The organism is Streptomyces sp. NPDC056452, assembly GCF_042796085.1.
Taxonomy (GTDB): domain Bacteria; phylum Actinomycetota; class Actinomycetes; order Streptomycetales; family Streptomycetaceae; genus Streptomyces.
The window spans coordinates 217,480-235,178 of sequence record NZ_JBHTRI010000002.1 but is presented as its reverse complement, the minus strand read 5'-3'; the positions used below and the strand labels follow the sequence as shown (position 1 = coordinate 235,178).

General features: G+C 70.2%; 22 protein-coding genes. 10 read left to right on the top strand and 12 right to left on the bottom strand.

What is annotated here, in order from left to right:
* Positions 1 to 40: 40 nt before the first annotated feature.
* Positions 41 to 886, bottom strand: coding sequence for a transglycosylase family protein (locus ACFQ6X_RS03425; protein ID WP_383175156.1), 846 nt, complete (start codon positions 884 to 886; stop codon positions 41 to 43).
* A gap of 124 nt (positions 887 to 1,010) precedes the next feature.
* Here ACFQ6X_RS03425 and ACFQ6X_RS03420 point away from each other — a divergent pair, with 124 nt between their 5' ends.
* Positions 1,011 to 1,376, top strand: coding sequence for a PH domain-containing protein (locus ACFQ6X_RS03420; RefSeq protein ID WP_356416964.1), 366 nt, complete (start codon positions 1,011 to 1,013; stop codon positions 1,374 to 1,376).
* 46 nt (positions 1,377 to 1,422) lie between these two features.
* Here ACFQ6X_RS03420 and ACFQ6X_RS03415 read toward each other — a convergent pair whose 3' ends face one another.
* Positions 1,423 to 2,160 (bottom strand): peptidoglycan recognition protein, encoded by a 738-nt coding sequence (locus tag ACFQ6X_RS03415; protein ID WP_383175152.1) that lies wholly within the window; start codon positions 2,158 to 2,160, stop codon positions 1,423 to 1,425.
* A 138-nt stretch (positions 2,161 to 2,298) separates the two neighbouring features.
* On the bottom strand, positions 2,299 to 2,943 hold the full coding sequence (locus tag ACFQ6X_RS03410; RefSeq protein ID WP_383175149.1) for a ScbR family autoregulator-binding transcription factor: 645 nt from the start codon (positions 2,941 to 2,943) through the stop codon (positions 2,299 to 2,301).
* Between the two features lie 104 nt (positions 2,944 to 3,047).
* Here ACFQ6X_RS03410 and ACFQ6X_RS03405 point away from each other — a divergent pair, with 104 nt between their 5' ends.
* A complete protein-coding gene (locus tag ACFQ6X_RS03405) occupies positions 3,048 to 3,953 on the top strand; it encodes a ScbA/BarX family gamma-butyrolactone biosynthesis protein (protein WP_383175146.1) in 906 nt (301 codons plus the stop codon).
* 21 nt (positions 3,954 to 3,974) lie between these two features.
* On the opposite strand, the gene ACFQ6X_RS03400 is transcribed toward ACFQ6X_RS03405, so the two are convergent.
* Together ACFQ6X_RS03400 and ACFQ6X_RS03395 are read right to left on the bottom strand one after the other, a co-directional pair.
* Positions 3,975 to 4,739 (bottom strand): glucose 1-dehydrogenase, encoded by a 765-nt coding sequence (locus ACFQ6X_RS03400; RefSeq protein ID WP_383175143.1) that lies wholly within the window; start codon positions 4,737 to 4,739, stop codon positions 3,975 to 3,977.
* A 21-nt stretch (positions 4,740 to 4,760) separates the two neighbouring features.
* Positions 4,761 to 5,351 (bottom strand): ScbR family autoregulator-binding transcription factor, encoded by a 591-nt coding sequence (locus ACFQ6X_RS03395; protein WP_383175140.1) that lies wholly within the window; start codon positions 5,349 to 5,351, stop codon positions 4,761 to 4,763.
* A 185-nt stretch (positions 5,352 to 5,536) separates the two neighbouring features.
* On the opposite strand from ACFQ6X_RS03395, the gene ACFQ6X_RS03390 reads away from it, so the two are divergent.
* Positions 5,537 to 6,445 (top strand): zinc-binding alcohol dehydrogenase family protein, encoded by a 909-nt coding sequence (locus tag ACFQ6X_RS03390; protein WP_383175137.1) that lies wholly within the window; start codon positions 5,537 to 5,539, stop codon positions 6,443 to 6,445.
* Positions 6,446 to 6,497: 52 nt separating this feature from the next.
* Complete coding sequence (locus ACFQ6X_RS03385; RefSeq protein WP_383175134.1) at positions 6,498 to 7,580, top strand: acyltransferase family protein; 1,083 nt, start codon at positions 6,498 to 6,500, stop codon at positions 7,578 to 7,580.
* A 62-nt stretch (positions 7,581 to 7,642) separates the two neighbouring features.
* Here ACFQ6X_RS03385 and ACFQ6X_RS03380 read toward each other — a convergent pair whose 3' ends face one another.
* From ACFQ6X_RS03380 to ACFQ6X_RS03365, 4 genes are all read right to left on the bottom strand, one after another.
* Positions 7,643 to 7,951 (bottom strand): SCO5918 family protein, encoded by a 309-nt coding sequence (locus ACFQ6X_RS03380; protein WP_383175131.1) that lies wholly within the window; start codon positions 7,949 to 7,951, stop codon positions 7,643 to 7,645.
* A 53-nt stretch (positions 7,952 to 8,004) separates the two neighbouring features.
* On the bottom strand, positions 8,005 to 9,567 hold the full coding sequence (locus tag ACFQ6X_RS03375) for a DEAD/DEAH box helicase (RefSeq protein ID WP_383175128.1): 1,563 nt from the start codon (positions 9,565 to 9,567) through the stop codon (positions 8,005 to 8,007).
* A 316-nt stretch (positions 9,568 to 9,883) separates the two neighbouring features.
* A complete protein-coding gene (locus ACFQ6X_RS03370; protein ID WP_031090619.1) occupies positions 9,884 to 10,087 on the bottom strand; it encodes a cold-shock protein in 204 nt (67 codons plus the stop codon).
* A 301-nt stretch (positions 10,088 to 10,388) separates the two neighbouring features.
* On the bottom strand, positions 10,389 to 10,733 hold the full coding sequence (locus ACFQ6X_RS03365) for a MerR family transcriptional regulator (protein ID WP_383175125.1): 345 nt from the start codon (positions 10,731 to 10,733) through the stop codon (positions 10,389 to 10,391).
* A gap of 341 nt (positions 10,734 to 11,074) precedes the next feature.
* On the opposite strand from ACFQ6X_RS03365, the gene ACFQ6X_RS03360 reads away from it, so the two are divergent.
* Positions 11,075 to 11,659: a hypothetical protein gene (locus ACFQ6X_RS03360; protein WP_383175123.1), complete on the top strand. Its 585-nt coding sequence runs from the start codon at positions 11,075 to 11,077 to the stop codon at positions 11,657 to 11,659.
* Between the two features lie 33 nt (positions 11,660 to 11,692).
* Positions 11,693 to 12,541, top strand: a complete 849-nt coding sequence (locus tag ACFQ6X_RS03355) for a GNAT family N-acetyltransferase (RefSeq protein WP_383175121.1) — start codon at positions 11,693 to 11,695, stop codon at positions 12,539 to 12,541.
* 4 nt (positions 12,542 to 12,545) lie between these two features.
* Here the strand turns inward: ACFQ6X_RS03355 and ACFQ6X_RS03350 are convergent, their stop codons facing one another.
* Positions 12,546 to 12,956: a hypothetical protein gene (locus ACFQ6X_RS03350; protein ID WP_383175118.1), complete on the bottom strand. Its 411-nt coding sequence runs from the start codon at positions 12,954 to 12,956 to the stop codon at positions 12,546 to 12,548.
* Between the two features lie 106 nt (positions 12,957 to 13,062).
* A complete protein-coding gene (locus ACFQ6X_RS03345; protein ID WP_383175116.1) occupies positions 13,063 to 13,797 on the bottom strand; it encodes an alpha/beta hydrolase in 735 nt (244 codons plus the stop codon).
* 161 nt (positions 13,798 to 13,958) lie between these two features.
* Between ACFQ6X_RS03345 and ACFQ6X_RS03340 the strand changes: the two genes are divergently transcribed.
* The 3 genes from ACFQ6X_RS03340 (at position 13,959) to ACFQ6X_RS03330 (ending at position 16,585) form a co-directional block, all read left to right on the top strand.
* Complete coding sequence (locus ACFQ6X_RS03340) at positions 13,959 to 14,444, top strand: peroxiredoxin (RefSeq protein ID WP_383175113.1); 486 nt, start codon at positions 13,959 to 13,961, stop codon at positions 14,442 to 14,444.
* Between the two features lie 105 nt (positions 14,445 to 14,549).
* Entirely contained in the window at positions 14,550 to 15,071 is a 522-nt protein-coding gene (locus ACFQ6X_RS03335; protein ID WP_383175110.1) for a hypothetical protein, read from the top strand.
* Between the two features lie 74 nt (positions 15,072 to 15,145).
* On the top strand, positions 15,146 to 16,585 hold the full coding sequence (locus tag ACFQ6X_RS03330) for a flotillin family protein (protein ID WP_383175107.1): 1,440 nt from the start codon (positions 15,146 to 15,148) through the stop codon (positions 16,583 to 16,585).
* A gap of 73 nt (positions 16,586 to 16,658) precedes the next feature.
* Here the strand turns inward: ACFQ6X_RS03330 and ACFQ6X_RS03325 are convergent, their stop codons facing one another.
* On the bottom strand, positions 16,659 to 17,087 hold the full coding sequence (locus tag ACFQ6X_RS03325) for a DUF6892 domain-containing protein (protein WP_383175104.1): 429 nt from the start codon (positions 17,085 to 17,087) through the stop codon (positions 16,659 to 16,661).
* Between the two features lie 140 nt (positions 17,088 to 17,227).
* On the opposite strand from ACFQ6X_RS03325, the gene ACFQ6X_RS03320 reads away from it, so the two are divergent.
* Positions 17,228 to 17,698 (top strand): cation:proton antiporter regulatory subunit, encoded by a 471-nt coding sequence (locus tag ACFQ6X_RS03320; protein WP_383175101.1) that lies wholly within the window; start codon positions 17,228 to 17,230, stop codon positions 17,696 to 17,698.
* Position 17,699: the final 1 nt, after the last annotated feature.

Below are 17,699 nucleotides of genomic sequence, written 5' to 3'. Positions count from 1 at the left end.
GCCGGCCGATGACCGGCACCACGAGCCGGGCCTGCCTGGCTCAGATGGTCAGCCGGAGACGCTGACCGGGGTAGATGAGGTCCGGCCCCTCGTCCAGCATGTCGCTGTTGATCACGTACAGCGCCTCGGTGCCACCGGGTACGTCCGCGCGCTCGGCGATGACGGAGAGACAGTCTCCCGGCTCGACGACGTAGGTCCGGTCACCGGCGAGTTCGTGGGAGTCCACGGCTTCGGCGGCATCCGCGTGTTCGGCTCCACCGGCTCCGCGGGCTCCACCGGCTCCGCGGGCTTCATCGGCTCCACCGGCTTCGGATGCCTTGGGGGCATGGCTCCCCGCACTGCTCGAACTTCCGCTCGACTGCCGGTTCGGGGTGGCCTGTGCCGTCTCGTTCCGCCGGTCGGTGCTGCCGGACTGAGGACTCGACGTCCGGTTCGCGCCGAGGCGTCCGCAGGTGGGCCAGGCGGACAGTCCCTGAGAGCGGGCGACGCGTTCACCGACGGCGATCTGCTCGGACCGGGTGGCGAGGTCGGCGCGCGGTGCGTACTTCCCGCCGCCGTACGCCCGCCAGGTCGAGGGGGCGAACTGCAGGCCGCCGTGGTAGCCGTTGCCGGTGTTGATGTTCCAGCGTCCGTTGCTCTCGCACTCGGCGATGCGGTCCCAGTCGGTGCCCGTGACGAGGGCCGGAGCGGCGACAGCCTGCACGGTGGCGGCCCGGGCGGCAACCACCCGGGCGGGGGCCGCCTGCGCCGGAGCCGCCTGGGCCGGAGCGACCCGGGCCGGGGTGTCCGCGGCGCTGCGGCCTGCCAGACCCAAAACGCTCAGCAGAATCAGCAGAAGGGCGAGCGCCGATTCGACGGGCCGCTTGGCGAGGGGTGATGCCGGCATGACGGTATTCCTCCGCTGTGCTCCGAAAGCTTTCAAGGGCACGTACAGATAAGCCGCCGATATGCTTTTTGTTGGGCTTTGACGCGTTCAACGCCCGCACATTCACTCGGGTGGAGGCTTTCGCATGGCACTGTTCGGCAACGCTCACACGGTCGACCCGGCCGCAGCACAGCGGGACTACGCACGACTGCTCGGCCAGGGGGAGCAGGTACACGCCGCCTACCTGCTGATCCGCGACACGATCCTGTTCACCGACCGCAGGCTGGTCCTCGTCGACAAGCAGGGGATCACGGGCAAGAAGGTCGAGTACCACTCCGTCCCGTACCGCAGCATCACGCACTTCGCGGTGGAGACGGCCGGCACGTTCGACCTCGACGCCGAGCTCAAGATCTGGGTCTCCGGCACGTCCGTGCCGATCCAGAAGACCTTCACCAAGGGCGTGGACATCTACGAAGTGCAGGCGATCCTCACGCAGTTCGTAGCGCGCTAGGGCCCATCGTCCGGATCGGGCCGGATCGGGGCGCGGGGGCCGGGCGTCACGCGCGCGGCTCCCGCAGCCTGGCCATCTCCTCGCGGATCGCGGGCAGTTGCGCGTACAGCTCCTCGCCGGGACAGCTGGTCTGGTAGGTGTCCCGGTGGCCGGACACGGCGTGGAGGCGGACCACCTCACCCCGCTCGTACAGGCTGTCGTCGTTCGTCGAGACCATCCGTACGGTGCCCATCGGGTCGATGCCCCGGCGCAGCTTCCACGCGCCCACCTTCGCGATCCCCTCGATGAGCTCCAGCGGCACCGGCACCCCGGGCCCGAAGTTGCCCAGGGCCGCGATCCCTACGCTGTGGGCGTTGAACCCCGTCGCGTGCGCGCCGCGCACGGACCGTCCGACGCCGCCGGCCCTGCCCTCGTATATGGTCCCGCAGCGGTCGACGACGAAGTTGTAGCCGATGTCGTCCCAACCCTCGCCGGAGACGTGGTCCTCCTCCATCGCCCGGAGCATCCTGGGGGCATCGGCGCAGTCGTAGTGGTTGGTGTGGTTGGTGTGGTGGACGAAGACGGCGTTGACCGCACCCGTGTACGTCGCGTGCTCCTTGACCAGGCTCTCGTCCGCGTGCCAGGCCGCCCGGCTGACGATCGTCGGCTGCGGGGCTGCCGCGGGGGGCGTCTCGGGCTCGGCCGTGGTGGTCTCGGGCGCGACAAGCCGGACCGGCGCGTCCCGGAACACCAGGACGGCCAGCGGCACCACCATGGCGCCCAGGGCTGTACGACGAAGCCACATAGGGCCACCCTGCGCCCTGACCAGCCACTTCGCAGTCGCGCGGCACCCACTCGGGTGAAGCCGGAACACCGCGTCACCGCGCCCCCGCGTGGGTACGCGCGAGTCCGGCGCATCGCGGCGGGGGCTGCCCGCGCCGGATCAGGAGGCGGCGGCCGTCCTGCTCTCCTCGAGGAGGCGCTGCGCACGGTGCGGGGAGATGTCCAGCCGGGCCAGCACACCGGGAACGGCGTTGTTGGGAAGGATGAGCTCGAAGAGGGCGGAGATCTCGGCGACCAGATCGGGCGGCTCCGCCATCGACTCGGTCACCAGCTGGACGCCGGTCCATGCCCCGACGAACAGCCGCGACGTCAGGACCGGATCGACGTGCGGGAGCAGCTCGCCGCGCTCCTTGGCCTCGGAGAGGATCTCGACGCCCAGGGCGATCCAGTCCGGCCATCGGGTGCCGAACAGCCCGCGCGCCCGAGGGTCGACGGACAGCCGGATCGACGCGCTGAGCATGGGTTCCCTGGGCAGCCGATAGGCGAGCAGAAGCGCTATGTCCACCCATTCCTGAAGCTTGAACGTCTGGGGTGTGACGCCCTCCGCGGTCACCGCCTCTTCGAGGACACCGCGGGCCAGCTCTTCCTTCGAGGTGAAGTGGAAGTACAGCGCACCCCTCGTGAGCCCTGCCCGTTCGAGGATCGCGGCGATCGTCGCGGCGTCGTAACCGTGCTCGTCGAAGACCTCGGCAGCGGCCTCGAGGAAGACTCTGCGCGTCCGGATCGCCCGTTGCTGTCTTGCCAACTCGCGCTCCCCTTGACTTGACGTTGCGCTCGGTCAAAAAATACCGGTGAACCGGTATCATAACAGCGCCAGGGGCCCGCTTAGCGCCAGAGTCCGGGGGGACCGTGCCAGAAGTACCTGCTTTCCCGCATCCGCCACACGTCGACGTACGGGGGGTACCGAAGGAAAACGTCCACCTCGGACGCGATGCCACGGTTTTCGTCACCGGATGGCAATGCCTCGAAGATGGCGAGTTCTCGCTCACCGCCCAATGGCCCTCTCCCGATGACGGACTGCGCTATGACCCCCGGGTCCTCACGCAGACCATCCGGCAGAGCGGCCTGGCCATAGCGCATGCAGCGTACGGCGTTCCACTGTCGCATCAAACCCTGCTGCACTACTTCGACTTCACGGTCGTTCCGGGATTCCGGGTTCCCTCCGGCCGGCCGGCCGCACTCGGTGTCGAGATCTCCGTCTCGGAACCGACGAAGAACAGACGGACCGTCAGTTCCCTGGGTATGGATGTACGACTCTTCCAGGACAACACCATGGTGGCGCGGGCCGATTCGGAGTTCGGCTGGATATCTCCCGCCGCCTATCGCCGACTTCGCGGCGAGAACCTCACGGCAGGCTGGAACGAATGGGCCTTGCCCGCGCCGATCGATCCCCGCACCGTCGGCCGGGCGAGCGGCACGGATGTGGTCCTGGGGCACGGCGAGCGGCCGAACCAGTGGCAACTGCGCAATGACACCCAGAACTTCCTCCTGTACGACCACCCGGTCGACCATGTGCCGGGGCTCGTCCTCATGGAAGCCGCCCACCAGGCCGCGCAGGCCTTGCTGCACCCCCTCCCCTTCGAACCCACCGCCGTTGCAAGCGCCTTCGAGCGCTACGTCGAGTTCGACCGGCCCTGCTGGATCGGGGCGGAGCTCGTACCCGCCCCCGGCCCCGGGCAGTCCGCCGTTCTGGTCACGGGGACGCAGGACGGGCAGACCGCGTTCCGGGGCCGGCTGAGCGGGCCGTGCGGCTGACAGCTCCCGGAGGCCGCCGGCTCACTGGTTGATGAAGCCGCCGTCCACCGGCAGGACCGTGCCCGTGAGGAACGGGCAGCGGTCGCTGAGCAGCCAGGCGACCGCATTCGCGATCTCCTCGGGCTCGGCCGTACGACCCTGCGGCGTACGGCTGTTGACCATCTCCTCCAGGCCCGGGTTGCGCCCGAACCAGTCGGCGGTGATCTCGCTGCGCGTCGTACCGGGGGCCACGGCGTTGACCCGGATTCCCTGCTGGGCGTATTCGTCGGCCGCTGCCCGGGTGAGCCCGACGACCGCGTGCTTGGCCGCTATGTACGGTGCGGCGGCGGGAATGGCCACCAGACCGCCCACACTGCTGTTGTTCACAATGGAGCAGCCCCCGCCGTTCGGCAGCATGGCCGCTATTTCGTAGCGCAGGCAGTTCCAGACGCCCCGCACATTCGTGTCCATGACGGCGTCGTAGACGTCATCGCCCATCAGGTGCAGCGGAGTCCGGTCGCCGCCGAGTCCCGCATTGTTGAATGCCGAATCCAGGCGCCCAAAGGTGTTCACCGTGAAGTCGACCGCCCTGGCAGCGTCCTTCGCCACCGTGACATCGCAGACGACATGGGCCGCCTGACCGCCTTTGTCCCTCAATTCGCCGGCCAACGCGGCCAGCCGGTCCTCCCTGCGCGCCGCCAGCACCACCGTCGCGCCTTCCTGCGAGAAGACCCGTGCCGCGGCTGCGCCGATACCACTGCTCGCCCCTGTGATGAGGACGACTTTGCCGTTCAGAAGATCGCTCATGGCCGCAGTCTTGCAGGCCCGTCAGGGCCGGACCATGGCCGTGGTGATCCGCGGCAGCATCAGGTTCCAGAACTGGGCGACGGCATGCCGCGCCGACCAGTCCGCGTCCGCGCGTCCCAGGGCCTGCGCTCCCACCACCACCGCGGTCACGGCGGACACCAGGTCCTCGATGAGGACGTCCGCCGCCAGGACGCCCTCGGCGCGGGCCAGGGTCAGCATCGAGCGGACCCAGGTGTGCCACACCCGCCACAGCGCGACGTCCTCCTGCCAGGCGGCGTCCGCGGCGAGGCCGAAGCCGGCGCGCAGCACGACGTCCTCGGCGAGCCGCCGCGCCAGGATGTGCGAGGTGTCGACCAGATCCCGCAACGACGCGGGCTGTTCACAGGGGCGCGGAGCGATGATGTCCTGGAGGATCCGGGCCGCCTCGGACTCGACGGCAGCGCCCAGCGCGCGTTTGCTGCCGAAGTGGAAGTGCAGCGCACCGCTGCTGACTCCGGCTCCGACACTGATCTCCGTGAGTGACGACGGAGCGAACCCGCTCCGGTCGAAGGCCTCGGCGGCCGACCGGATCAGCTCCTGCCGCGTGCGTACCGCGCGGTCCTGCTGGGCCATCCTGGCGCTCCGGTGAGTACGGGGTTCCGATGATTGCGGAAGCGGCTGCCCATGCTGTGCAATCGGACAGCCACCCAGAGTGAGTACTCTAACAAACCGGATGTACTGTTTTCTCGACCGTCCTCCGGAGATGGCCGAAAGTCACTTCCCGGACACCGTTCCGGATCACCGCGATACCGTGCGGCATGCTCGCTATCCAGTTCGACCGCTTCGGTGGTCCCGAAGTCCTCCGGCCCACGCAACTGGCCACCCCCGTACCGGGCCCCGGCGAGGTGCTGATCACCGTCGAGGCCGCCGGGGTGAACTTCGCGGACACACACCAGGTGGACGGCTCCTACCTGACGGCCGACGCCCTTCCGTACGTACCCGGCAGCGAGGTCGTCGGCCGGACCCCGGACGGCAGGCGGGTCCTGGCCCGGGTTTCGCAGGGGTACGCGGAGCAGGTGGTCGCCAAGGAGTCCGCCGTGCTGGACCTGCCCGAGGAGCTGGGCGCCGCCGAGGCACTCGCCCTGCTCGTGCAGGGACTCACGGCCTGGCACCTGCTGCGGACCTCGGCCCGGCTGCGTACCGGCGAGACCGTCGTCGTCCACTCCGCAGCGGGCGGGGTGGGCAGCCTCGCCGTCCAGCTGGCCAGGGAGTTCGGCGCGGGGCGGGTGCTCGCCCAGGTCTCCTCCCCGGCCAAGGAGCGGCTCGCTCTGGACCTCGGCGCGGACGCGGTGGTCACCTACCCCCTCCAGGAGAAGGCGGACGTCGTCCTGGACGCCGTCGGTGGCGAACTCTTCGACCGGGCACTGGACTCGCTGGCGTCCTTCGGCCGCCTGGTGACTTACGGCAACGCCTCCCGCACCGGCTTCACCCCGGTGGACCCCGCCAGGCTCGGCCGGCTCAACGCCTCCGTGGTCGGCTTCTGGCTGCGTCCCACCCTCGCGGTGCCCGGCGCCGTCTCCGGACCGGTCAAGGAGCTCTTCGCCCTGACGGCCGCGGGCCGGCTCAGGCCCGTGGCCGGCGGCAGCTACCCGCTCGCCGAGGCGGCCCGCGCCCACGAGGACCTGCTGGCACGCCGGACGACCGGCAAGGTGATCCTGGTCCCCTGACGGGCCACGGCACGGGGCCCGGGGCCCTTGCGCGGGTGATTAGGGTGGCCGGATGCCGTCCTTGACCTCACTGACCCCAGGCCGCCCGGCCTCCCCGGGGGCCGCGTCCCCGGCCGCGCCCCGGGCCGGCCGCGATCCGTACTTCGACAACGCGAAGTACCTGGCGATCGTCCTCGTGGCGATGGGGCACGCCTGGGAGCCGCTGCCCGGGAGCGGCCGCCTGGTCGAGACGCTCTACACCTTCGTCTACACCTTCCACATGCCGGTCTTCATCATGATCGCCGGCTACTTCTCCCGCAGCTTCGACCTGCGTCCCGAGCGGGTGTGGAAGCTCGTCACCAGCCTGGTCGTGCCCTACGCGGTCTTCGAGATCGCGTACACACTGTTCGAGCGCCTCACGGGCACCCCCGACTTCCCGCTGAGCCCCCTCACGCCGTACTGGCTGCTGTGGTTCCTGCCCGCGCTGTTCCTGTGGCGTCTCACCACGCCGATCTGGCAGACGGTCCGGTGGCCCCTGGCGTTGTCCCTGGTCGTCGCGGCCATGGGGGCGGTGACCAGCAACATCGGCGGTGATCTGCAGCTCCAGCGCGTCCTGCAGTTCCTGCCGTTCTACGTCCTGGGCCTGCAGCTCCGGCCCGCGCACTTCGACCTGGTGCGCCGCCGCGCCGTTCGGATCGCCTCCGTACCGGTCTGTCTGATCGCCCTGGCCGCGGCGTACTGGGCGGTCCCGCGCACGACGACGTCGTGGTTCTTCCGGCGGTACGGCGCCGAGGAGCTCGGCTCGCCCGCCTGGACGGGTGCGCCGGTGACCCTGCTCCTGTTCGGCTGCGCCGTGGTGCTCAGCGCCTGCTTCCTGGCCTGGGTGCCGAGCCGCCGGCTGTGGATGACGGCGCTCGGCGCGGGCACGCTGTACGGCTACCTGCTGCACGGCTTCGTCATCAAGGGGGCGATCCGCCTCGACCTCTTCGAGGCCGACATCGTCTCCACCCCGACGGGCCGGATCGCGGTGTCACTCGCCGCGGCGGCCGTCGTCACCCTGCTGTGCAGCCCGCCCGTGCGACGGGTCTTCCGGTACGTGGTGGAGCCCCGGCTCGACTGGGCGAAGAAGCGGAACCCGGACCCGGCGGCCTCCTGACGCACCGCACCCCCTGGGCCCGGACGGGCACAGGGGGTGCGGTTCTCACCGGACGGGCCGGTTCAGACGTTGCCGGGTGTTCCGAGCATCGCGGACGCGTTCTCCAGCGGAGTGAGGGGCACCGCGGGGGCGGGCACCTCGGCCGGACGGCAGGTGAAGCCCAGGCGCGACAGCGCCCTGGTCACCTCGGCGGCGCTGAAGTCGCGGCGGTCCTGCCGGGTGATCACTTCCCCGACCTGCTTGACGGGGTAGACGCGGCGGCTGATGACCACCGCGTCACCGGTGACGGGTTCGGGCTTGATGCCCTTCATCGAATCCTCCACCTCGTTCTTGAACAGATCGAAGGGGAAGCGGGCGATGACACAGCGCATAGTGCCTCAACAGGGTCGAAGAGAAAGCCGGGAAGGGACAGCCGGTCCGGTGACTAGGCAGCCCGGTTGGACCGACGCAGCGCGGCAGCTGCACGCGCCTCGGGAGTCGCGGTGGTGGCGTTGGAGCGGCGGGCCTGCGGGGGCCTGCTGCCGCGCCGGCGCGAGGAGGAGCCGTTGCCCTTGCCCCGCTCCGTCAGCGGCGCGGAGATGGTCACGGGGACACCCGAGGGCGCCTGCGCCCCGGTGATGCGGCTGAGCTCGGCCTCGCCCGAGCGGACCTGGGCGACCTGCGGGGTGATCCCCGCATCGGCCATCAGACGGGTCATCTCGCGGCGCTGGTTGGGCAGCACCAGCGTGACGACACTGCCGGACTCCCCGGCACGGGCGGTACGGCCGCCGCGGTGCAGGTAGTCCTTGTGGTCGCTCGGCGGGTCGACGTTGACGACGAGGTCGAGGTTGTCGACGTGGATGCCGCGGGCCGCGACGTTCGTGGCGACCAGCACCGTGACATGGCCGGTCTTGAACCGGTCCAGGGTGCGGGTGCGCTGCGGCTGCGACTTGCCGCCGTGCAGTGCGGCAGCCCGTACACCGCTGTTCAGCAGGTGGTCGGTGAGCTTGTCCACCGCGTGCTTGGTGTCCAGGAACATGATCACCCGGCCCTCGCGGGCCGCGATCTCGGTGGTCGTGGCGTACTTGTCGGAGCCCTGCACGTAGAGCACGTGGTGCTCCATCGTCGTCACCGCACCGGCAGCGGGGTCGACCGAGTGGACGACCGGGTCGTGCAGGTAGCGGCGGACCAGGAGGTCCACATTGCGGTCGAGGGTGGCCGAGAACAGCATCCGCTGGCCTTCGGGGTTCACCTGGTCGAGCAGCTCGGTGACCTGGGGCATGAAGCCCATGTCGGCCATCTGGTCGGCCTCGTCGAGGACGGTGATGGCGACGCGGTCGAGCTTGCAGTCGCCGCGCTCGATGAGGTCCTTCAGCCGGCCCGGGGTGGCCACGACGACTTCGGCACCGCCACGCAGGGCGCTGGCCTGGCGGCCGATCGACATACCGCCGACGACCGTTGCCAGTCGGAGTTTGAGGGAGCGCGCGTACGGGGTCAGCGCGTCGGTGACCTGCTGGGCCAGCTCCCGGGTGGGAACGAGGACCAGGGCCAGCGGGCGGCGCGCGTCGGCGCGGTTGCCCGCGGTACGGGCCAGCAGCGCGAGACCGAAGGCGAGCGTCTTGCCCGAACCGGTGCGGCCGCGGCCGAGGACGTCACGTCCGGCGAGCGAGTTCGGCAGCGTCGCCGCCTGGATGGGGAACGGCACCGTCATGCCCTCGGAGCTGAGCGCCGCCAGCAGGGGCGCGGGCATGTCCAGGTCGCCGAAGGACTCGGCGGCGGGGAGCGCGGGAGTGATGGTCACCGGAAGGGCGAATTCACCCGAGACGGAGGAGGACCGGCGGCCGTAGCCTCCGGAGCGTCCGCCGCCGGAGCGGCCCTGGGAGCCCGAGCCACCCTGCCTACTGGACGCCGCCGAGCGGAATCCGTTGGCGGTGCGGCCGCTCTGGGACCCGCCGGAGCGAGTGCGCGAAAATCGGTCGTTCGTGCGAGCTGTGCGATCGCGGTTCAATGGAGAACCCTTCCCTCGAATGGCACGTATCGAGGGATTCTTTTTCCGGGCGGCTGCAGCCAAGTACGGCGCCAAGAATCGCAAGAACGAGCCGATGAAATAATGAAGAACGAAGCCCGTCCGTCGGTAATCAGCCGTATACGGCGCTTCGGAATGACTGCAATGGGACTGCTCCGGCACGACCCGCGTGCACCAGAAATTTACGTACTGGGCCTACCGCGGCGACGACGCCGGGGTCACAGTGCCGGGAAACAACAACGAGCTGGGGCCCGCACCCCAAGGTGCGGGCCCCAGCTGCGCCATACGCCTGAGGTGATCAGGCGGGGGTGATGTTCTCCGCCTGCGGGCCCTTCTGGCCCTGCGTGACGTCGAAGTTCACCTTCTGGCCTTCCTGCAGCTCGCGGAAGCCCTGGGCGGCGATGTTCGAGTAGTGGGCGAAGACGTCAGCGCCGCCACCCTCCTGCTCGATGAAACCGAAACCCTTTTCCGCGTTGAACCACTTCACGGTGCCAGTAGCCATGTCATATCTCCTTCGGGGCGTTGCCCGTGTCCCGCACTGTGCGAGCCACGTCGCCGCAAATGATTGCCCCGTCCGGAAGAAACCGGAAATACAAAAGTGCACCCACCCGAGTGAACCGGCGAGAGCACTTGAAGTTTTGGGAACCACAACTGCAACTGAGCTCAACAGTAGCACGATTTGGGCAGGTGCGGGCTGTACGCCATATCACTCCGGCACCGCTCCGCCGTTCGCGGCATAAACCTTCACCGCTCATTGCGCGTATTTCTGTGCTGGCGAAAACAGATATGCACCCGCCCGCCGGTCAGGAATCGGCGGTGCTCCGGCCGACCGCGGGCCTCCGCAGTTCCTCGTTGAGGCGCAGGGCCTCCTCGAGCTGGTCCTCCAGGATGACGATGCGGCAGGCGGCGTCGATCGGGGTGCCGCCGTCCACGAGCTCGCGGGCGCGGGCGGCGATACGCAGCTGGTAGCGGGAGTAGCGGCGATGGCCGCCCTCCGAGCGCAGGGGCGTGATCAGGCGGGCCTCACCGATGGCCCTGAGGAAACCCGGTGTCGCACCGATCATCTCCGCGGCCCGCCCCATCGTGTACGCGGGGTAGTCGTCGTCGTCGAGACGATCCATGCTGTGAGAGGGGGTTTCCGGGGGCATCTGCACCTCTTCTGCTGCGCACCGACCCATTGATATGGCCCGGCTGCACAAGAAACCCTAGGCGTACCGGTAGTCCATGTCTATCGCCACCGGAACAGATTTCCCCACATCGTGGCGCCCCGCGCGCAGCGTGGCGCCGCCCGGACCGCCCTCCCGGCGCTGCGAGGATTCCCCCGAATGCCCCAACACGACTGACCGGCCGGTCAGTTGTCCGCCGACCTGCGAGCGGTCATACTGCAGGAGTAGCCCTTCACGCATCCCCCGTCGTGAAGGGCTACAGTCACGCCCGGCCACCGGCATCACGGGGCCGGCGGAGCCCGCGGAGCCCCGGAGAACACGGTATGAGCACCACCAGCAGGACCACGACGGCGGCCCGCACGGTCACGGACGTCCTCCAGCCCCGCAATGTCCTGCTCGCCGGCATGCTCGCCATCGGACTCGCGTCCGCCGGTGACTGGACCGGGCTGCCCTGGGGCCTCCTCGGCGCAGTCTGTGCCGGGCTCGTCCCCGCCGGGTACGTGGAGTGGGAGCGCAGCCGCGGCACCTGGGGCGACCGCCATGTCGTGGACCGGACCCAGCGGGCGCCCATCTTCCTCGTGATCCTCGGCTCCCTCGGCGCCGGTTCGCTGATCATGGTCCTCGGCGGTGCCCCCGCGGGCATCCTGATCGCGATGATCGCCCTGTGGGCGATGACGATCGTGCTGCTGGCGGTCAACACGGTCTGGAAGATCTCGGTGGACTCGGCGGTCGCCTCGGCCGTGGTGGCCCTGCTCTGCGTGGTGCACTCCCTGTGGTGGCTGACCGCCTGCGTACCGGCGGTCGCCGTGTGCTGGTCGCGGGTGGCGCTGCGCTACCACTCGGTGGCGCAGACGGCCGCGGGGGCGTTCCTGGGTGCGGCGACCGCGGCGTTTTTCCTCCTCGCCTGAGCCAACGGGCCCCGTACCGGGTACGAGTGATCCGTGCCGACATTCGAGATCACCACCGCGAGCGCCGATGACGTCGGAATGCTGGGGGACTGGGCCGACGACGAGGGCTGGAACCCCGGCCTCACCGACGACCGGGCCTTCTTCGCCGCCGATCCGTGCGGCTTCCTGATCGGCCGGCTCGACGGCGAGCCCGTCACGTCCGTCTCCGTCGTGCGCTACGGCGCCTGCTTCGGCTTTCTCGGCTTCTACCTGACCCGGCCGTCACTGCGTGGCCGGGGGTACGGGACCCAGGTCTGGCGTGCCGGCCTGGCCCGGCTCTCCGGGCGCAGCGTCGGGCTCGACGGCGTACCCGCCCAGCAGGACAACTACCGCAGGTCCGGATTCCGCACCGCCTGGAGCAACGCGCGTTACGAGGGGGTGGTGCCCCTGGACGTCGCACCGCCGGCCGGTGTCACGCTCGTCGACGCCCGGACCCTTCCCTTCGGCCTGCTCAGCGCGTACGACCGGCGCTTCTTCCCCGAGGCACGCGACAGTTTCCTGGCCCCCTGGATCACCGCGCCCCGGCGCACGGCGCTCGCCGCGGTCCGCGACGGCTCGCTCGTGGGCTTCGCCGTGCTGCGCGCCTGCCGGGCCGCCTCGCGCATCGGCCCGCTCCACGCCGACTCCCCCGAGGTGGCCGGCGCCCTCGTGAGCGCGCTCGCGGCAACCGCTCAGGGCACCGCCGTCGCGATCGACGTCCCCGACATCAACCCGGCGGCCGTACGCCTCGCGGAACAGCTCGGCCTGGCCCCGTCGTTCGACACGGCGCGCATGTACGCAGGGCCGGTGCCGGAAACAGACCGGGCGGGCCTGTACGGCATCACCAGCCTCGAACTCGGCTGACCGATCACACCGACCGGCCGGAACCCACCCGTATCCGCCCGCGCAGCCGCTCCAGCACCCGGCCGCGCAGCGTCTCGTACTCCTCGCGGAGCCGTACGATCTCCGCCGGCCGCTCGATCACCGTGCCCCCGGTGACGACCTCGTGCGGTCCGAACTGCTCCCGGGTGAGGTCGATCTCGATGCCCAGGCCCAGCCTGTTCCACCAGTGGAAGTCGACCTGCTCTCCGTCGACCGTCACCTCGCCCCGGATCAGCTCGCCGCCGAGCAGGTCGTTGACCACGAGGGCGGTGACTCCGCACTGGTCCCGCGCCGGATTGTCCGGGTCCCACCGGGGCCGGTGCTCGGGCGTGGTCGTGTCCGCGTCCCAACTGCTGCGGATGGCGGCTTCGATGTCGGCGAGGAGCAGAGGTTCCATGCCGCCGATCCTCGCACCCGCCACCGACAACGGGCCGGGGCGCCAGGGCTGCCACCGTCCGGCATGCGTCGCCCGAGGGCCGTTTCGGCCCGGGCCGCCCCCGGTCTCAGGTGCGCGGCATCCCCCGCACCGGCCGTCGGCCGGGTCCGGCGGGCAGGCTGTCCAGGGCCATGGTCCCGTCGGCCGCCGATGCGTTCACCGGCAGTTCCAGCGCGGCGGTGACCGCGTCGGGGAGCGGACCGAGCCCCAGCATGCCCCTGACCAGGTCGGCCGTCAGACGGTGCCACGACGGTGCGCGCCGGAGCATCGCATGGTCGCTGTCCCTGATCGTGACCAGGCAGGTGCGGGCGCCCGCACGGCGGGCCCTGGCCGTGAGGGACTGGGTGGCCTGAGGGCTCGTCACGCGGTCCCGGGTGCTGTGGAGCAGGACGACGTCACGCCCCGCGAGCTGGGTGACCGGGTCCCCCGGCGGGCACCACGGGGCGAGGCCCACCACCGAGCGGACCAGCGGATGGCCGGCGGCGTGCAGAGCGGCACGCGCACCCATCGAGTGGCCCAGGAGGACCACGGGGATGTCGCCCGCCTCGCTCCGCAGTGCGTCCAGGTCCCGTACGACGTCGCGCATCGGGTCCTGCCGGGCGCCGTTCCAGCCGCGGTGGCTGTAGCGGACCCGGCGGACGCGTACGCCGGGGGCGGGGCGGACGGCCCGGGCCACCGCGCGGGCGATCGGGAGCATCCGCAGGCCGGGCAGGTTCATGACGCCGGGCGGGGGCGGCGCCAGACCCGTCTCGTACCCGCCGTGCAGGACGAGCACAGCTGCTGACGGCGGTCGTTCGGCCACGCGTACCTCCGGGTCGGGGTGCGGAGCCCGTGCCCGCCCACTCCTCCCATATTCGGCGCCGGGCGGCGCAAGGATGGGTCGAACGTGTCGATACGTGGAAAGTGCCGTTCACTGTACGAGGCACGGACCCATTCACTTACCGGACCAAGGGAGCTGCCGGCATGGCATCAGGACCCCAGATCGGCCAGAACGTCCAGGACTTCACGCTTCCCGGCGGAATACTGGCCGAGGACACCTTCGAGCGCCGCGACTTCACGCTCTCCGCCGCCCGCGGCCGGGCCGTCGTCCTCGCCTTCTATCCCGGCGACAACACGGCCGTCTGCACCAAGCAGCTCTGCTCCTACTCCTCGGGCCTCGAAACCTTCGAGGGCCTCGACGCCGAGGTCTGGGGAATCAGTCCACAGGGTGTGGACAGCCACGAGTCCTTCGCCCGCACCCACCAACTGCGCATGCCGCTCCTGGCCGACACGGGACGGGACATCGCCCGGGCCTACGGGGTCGCGGCGCCCGGCATCGGAGTACGGCGTTCCGTCTTCCTGATCGGGCCCGACGGCGTACTGCGCTGGAAGCATGTCGCCCTGCTCGGTGCCACGTTCCAGTCGCTGGACACGCTCGCCGGGCACCTTTCCGGCATCGGAACCGCGTAAAGACTGCCGGACTCCGGCAGTATCCCTGGCCGGTGGCGTATGGGATCCTTCAGTCGGTTCGACGGAAACATTTCGGGGGAAATCGAAAGCCGGGGGAGTGATCACGTGACCATATTTCTCGGTCTCGGCATTGCGGGAATCGCTCTTCTCACCCTCTCCCTGATCTTCGACGGAATCCTCGAAGGGCTCCTCGGCGACGCGCTGGGCGGGCTGCTGAACGGCTTCTTCGACGGTCTGCTCTCCCTGCCCGTCATCGCCGGCTTCATCTCCATGCTCGGCTTCGGCGGCGCGATCGTCCTCGGCACCACCGGCGCGGGTATCCCGGTGTCCGTCGCGGCCGGGGCCGCGGCGGGGCTCGTGGCGGCCTGGCTGACCTGGAGGCTGAGCAAGGCGCTGATGCGGGATCAGACCACGGCCACGCCCCGCGGCGAGGACCTCGTGGGCACCTCGGGATCCGTCGTCACCCCGATCCCGGCCGACGGCTACGGCGAGGTCCTGCTGCGACTCGCGGGCCAGACCGTGAAGTTCTCCGCGAAGAGCGACGTACCGGTCGAACGCGGCGCCGAGATCTGGGTCGAGGCCACCCTCTCGACCACCTCGGTCACGGTCCGCCCCGTCGAGCGCTGACACCGCCGGGCCACACGTCTGTCCACCACCTGAACGAGCTGCCACCCCGTCGGGGGGCAGGGGGGATCCTTCTCATGAGTCCAGTAGTGATCGCCGTCATCGGCATAGTCGTTCTCGTCGTACTCCTCGGCCTCGCGGTCATCACCCGCTACAAGGTCGCGGGACCCAGCCAGGCCTTCATCATCACGGGCCGCCGCGGCAAGAAGTCGACCGACCCGGTGACCGGCCGCACCAGCATCGACAACAGCGGCCAGAAGGTCGTCGTCGGCGGCGGCGTCTTCGTCGTGCCGTTCGTCCAGCAGAAGTTCACCCTGGACCTCTCCAGCCGGCACATCCCCGTCGCCGTACGCGGAGCGGTCACCCTGCGCGGCGTGAAGTCCAACCTCGAGGGCGTCGCGATCGTCAAGGTCGGCGGGAGCGAGGACGCGATCCGCGCCGCCGCCCAGCGCTTCCTCCAGCAGCAGAACGGCATCGTCGGCTTCACCCAGGAAGTGCTCTCCGGCGCCCTGCGCGCGATCGTCGGCCGGATGTCCGTCGAGGACATCATCCGCGACCGCGCCGCGTTCGCCGGCCAGGTCGCCGAGGAGGCCGAGGCCAGCCTCTCCGGCCAGGGCCTGATCCTGGACGCCTTCCAGATCCAGGACATCACCACCGAGGGCTCCTACCTGGAGGACCTCGGACGCCCCGAGGCGGCCCGCGCCAAGCAGGAGGCCGACATCGCCGAGGCCATCGCCCGGCGGGCCTCGGAGCAGGCCCGGCTGAAGGCGGCCGAGGAGATCGCCATCGCCGAGCGGACGTTCTACCTCAAGCAGGCCGAGATCAAGGCCGAGACGGCAGCCGCGACCGCGAAGGCCGACGCGGCCGGCCCCCTCGCCGAGGCGGCCCGCCAGCAGGAGGTCCTCGCCGAGCAGGAGAAGGTCGCCCAGCGCCAGGCGGCCCTGACCGACCGTGAGCTCGACACCAAGGTCCGCAAGCCCGCCGACGCCGCCCGGTACCGGGCGGAGCAGGAGGCCGAGGCCCGCCGTATCGCCCAGGTCAAGGAGGCCGAGGCCGACGCGGAGCGCTCCCGTCTGACCGGTCAGGGCGAGAAGCTCCACCGCTCGGCCCTCGCCGACGCCGTCCGCATCGAGGGCGAGGCCGAGGCCGCCGCCATCGCCGCCAAGGGCTCCGCCGAGGCCGAGGCCATGCAGAAGAAGGCCGACGCCTTCGCGCAGTACGGCGACGCGGCGGTGCTGCAGATGCTGGTCGAGGTGCTCCCGCAGGTCGTCGCCAAGGCGGCCGAGCCGCTGAGTGCCATCGACAAGCTGACGGTCATCTCGACGGACGGCGCCAGCCAGCTGTCCCGCACGGTCACGGACAACGTGGCCCAGGGCATGGAACTGCTGAGCTCGACCACGGGCGTCGATCTGGGCGCGCTCCTGCAGAACCTGAAGGGCAAGGTGGGCGGCGCGGAGTCCGTACCGGCGCCGGCCGCCCCCCAGCACACGAACAACAAGATCGAGGTCACGGACTGACGCACCTCCGCCCCACCGGGCCCGGCGGCGATCCTTCGCCGCCGGGCCCTTTCACTCGGCGGGGAGCACCGCCTCAGTCCATGGCGATCCCACGGGCCGCGAGGATCTCCGCTGCGCCGGGGACCCGCAGATCGGCTATGCAGGTGATGCGCTCGAGGTTCGGCAGCAGGGCCAGGTCGTCGAGCGACCGGACGTCGAACAGGTCGTCCTCGCCGTCCCAGACCGGGGAGCACTCGTAGTACACCTCGTGCCCGCCGTCGACGAGCAGCTCGTCCACGCTCGCCAGCAGCTCGTCGCTGATCTCCAGCTCCTCGAAGAAGGCGCGGGACTCGTCGAGCACCGTGAACGCCAGGTCGTTGTCGAACACGTGGGTCTGCACGTCCTCGACGCCCCGGGCGCGCATCCGCTCGTCGATGCGGTACGCCGGTAGGAGTGTCCCGTCCGCGTACATGAGCTTCTCGATGACCAGCAGCTTGAAGTTGAAGTCCTTGAAGTCAGCCATGCCCGGAGAACTATCACGCCGCTCCGACAGCGCCCCGCTTGCTGCCCCATGGCCGGTTTTCGTCGCCGGATAAGGTAATGGAAAGCTAAAAGGATCACCAAGACGCATCGCCGAACCGCCGCGCTCCTCGGGAGGAAGCCATGGGAACCCACCGCACATCGCTGCCAGGAGTCGGCGTGCAGTACGACTACACCACCGAGTCGGGACAGCACATCTCCGTGGTCGTGCACCACGACGGGCGGCGCTTCCTCGGGTTCTACGAGAAGGACGACCCAGATTCGTGCCTGCTCTCCGTACCCCTGACCACCGCCGAGGCCACCGGGCTCGCGCATCTGATCGATGCCGCGCCGATCGACGCCGTACGGACCGAGGGGATCGATCTCGTCACCGAGCACATTCCGCTCGGGACCCGTTCCCCGTACGGCGGGCGGCTGCTCGGCGAGACCAGGGCGCGGACCCGGACGGGCGCGTCGATCGTGGCCGTCCTGCGTACGCACAGTGCGCATCCGTCGCCCGGTCCGGACTTCCGGCTGGCCATCGGGGACACGCTCGTCGTCGTCGGCACACGTGAGGGCGTCGACACGCTCTCCGAGATCATTGCGGAGGGCTGAC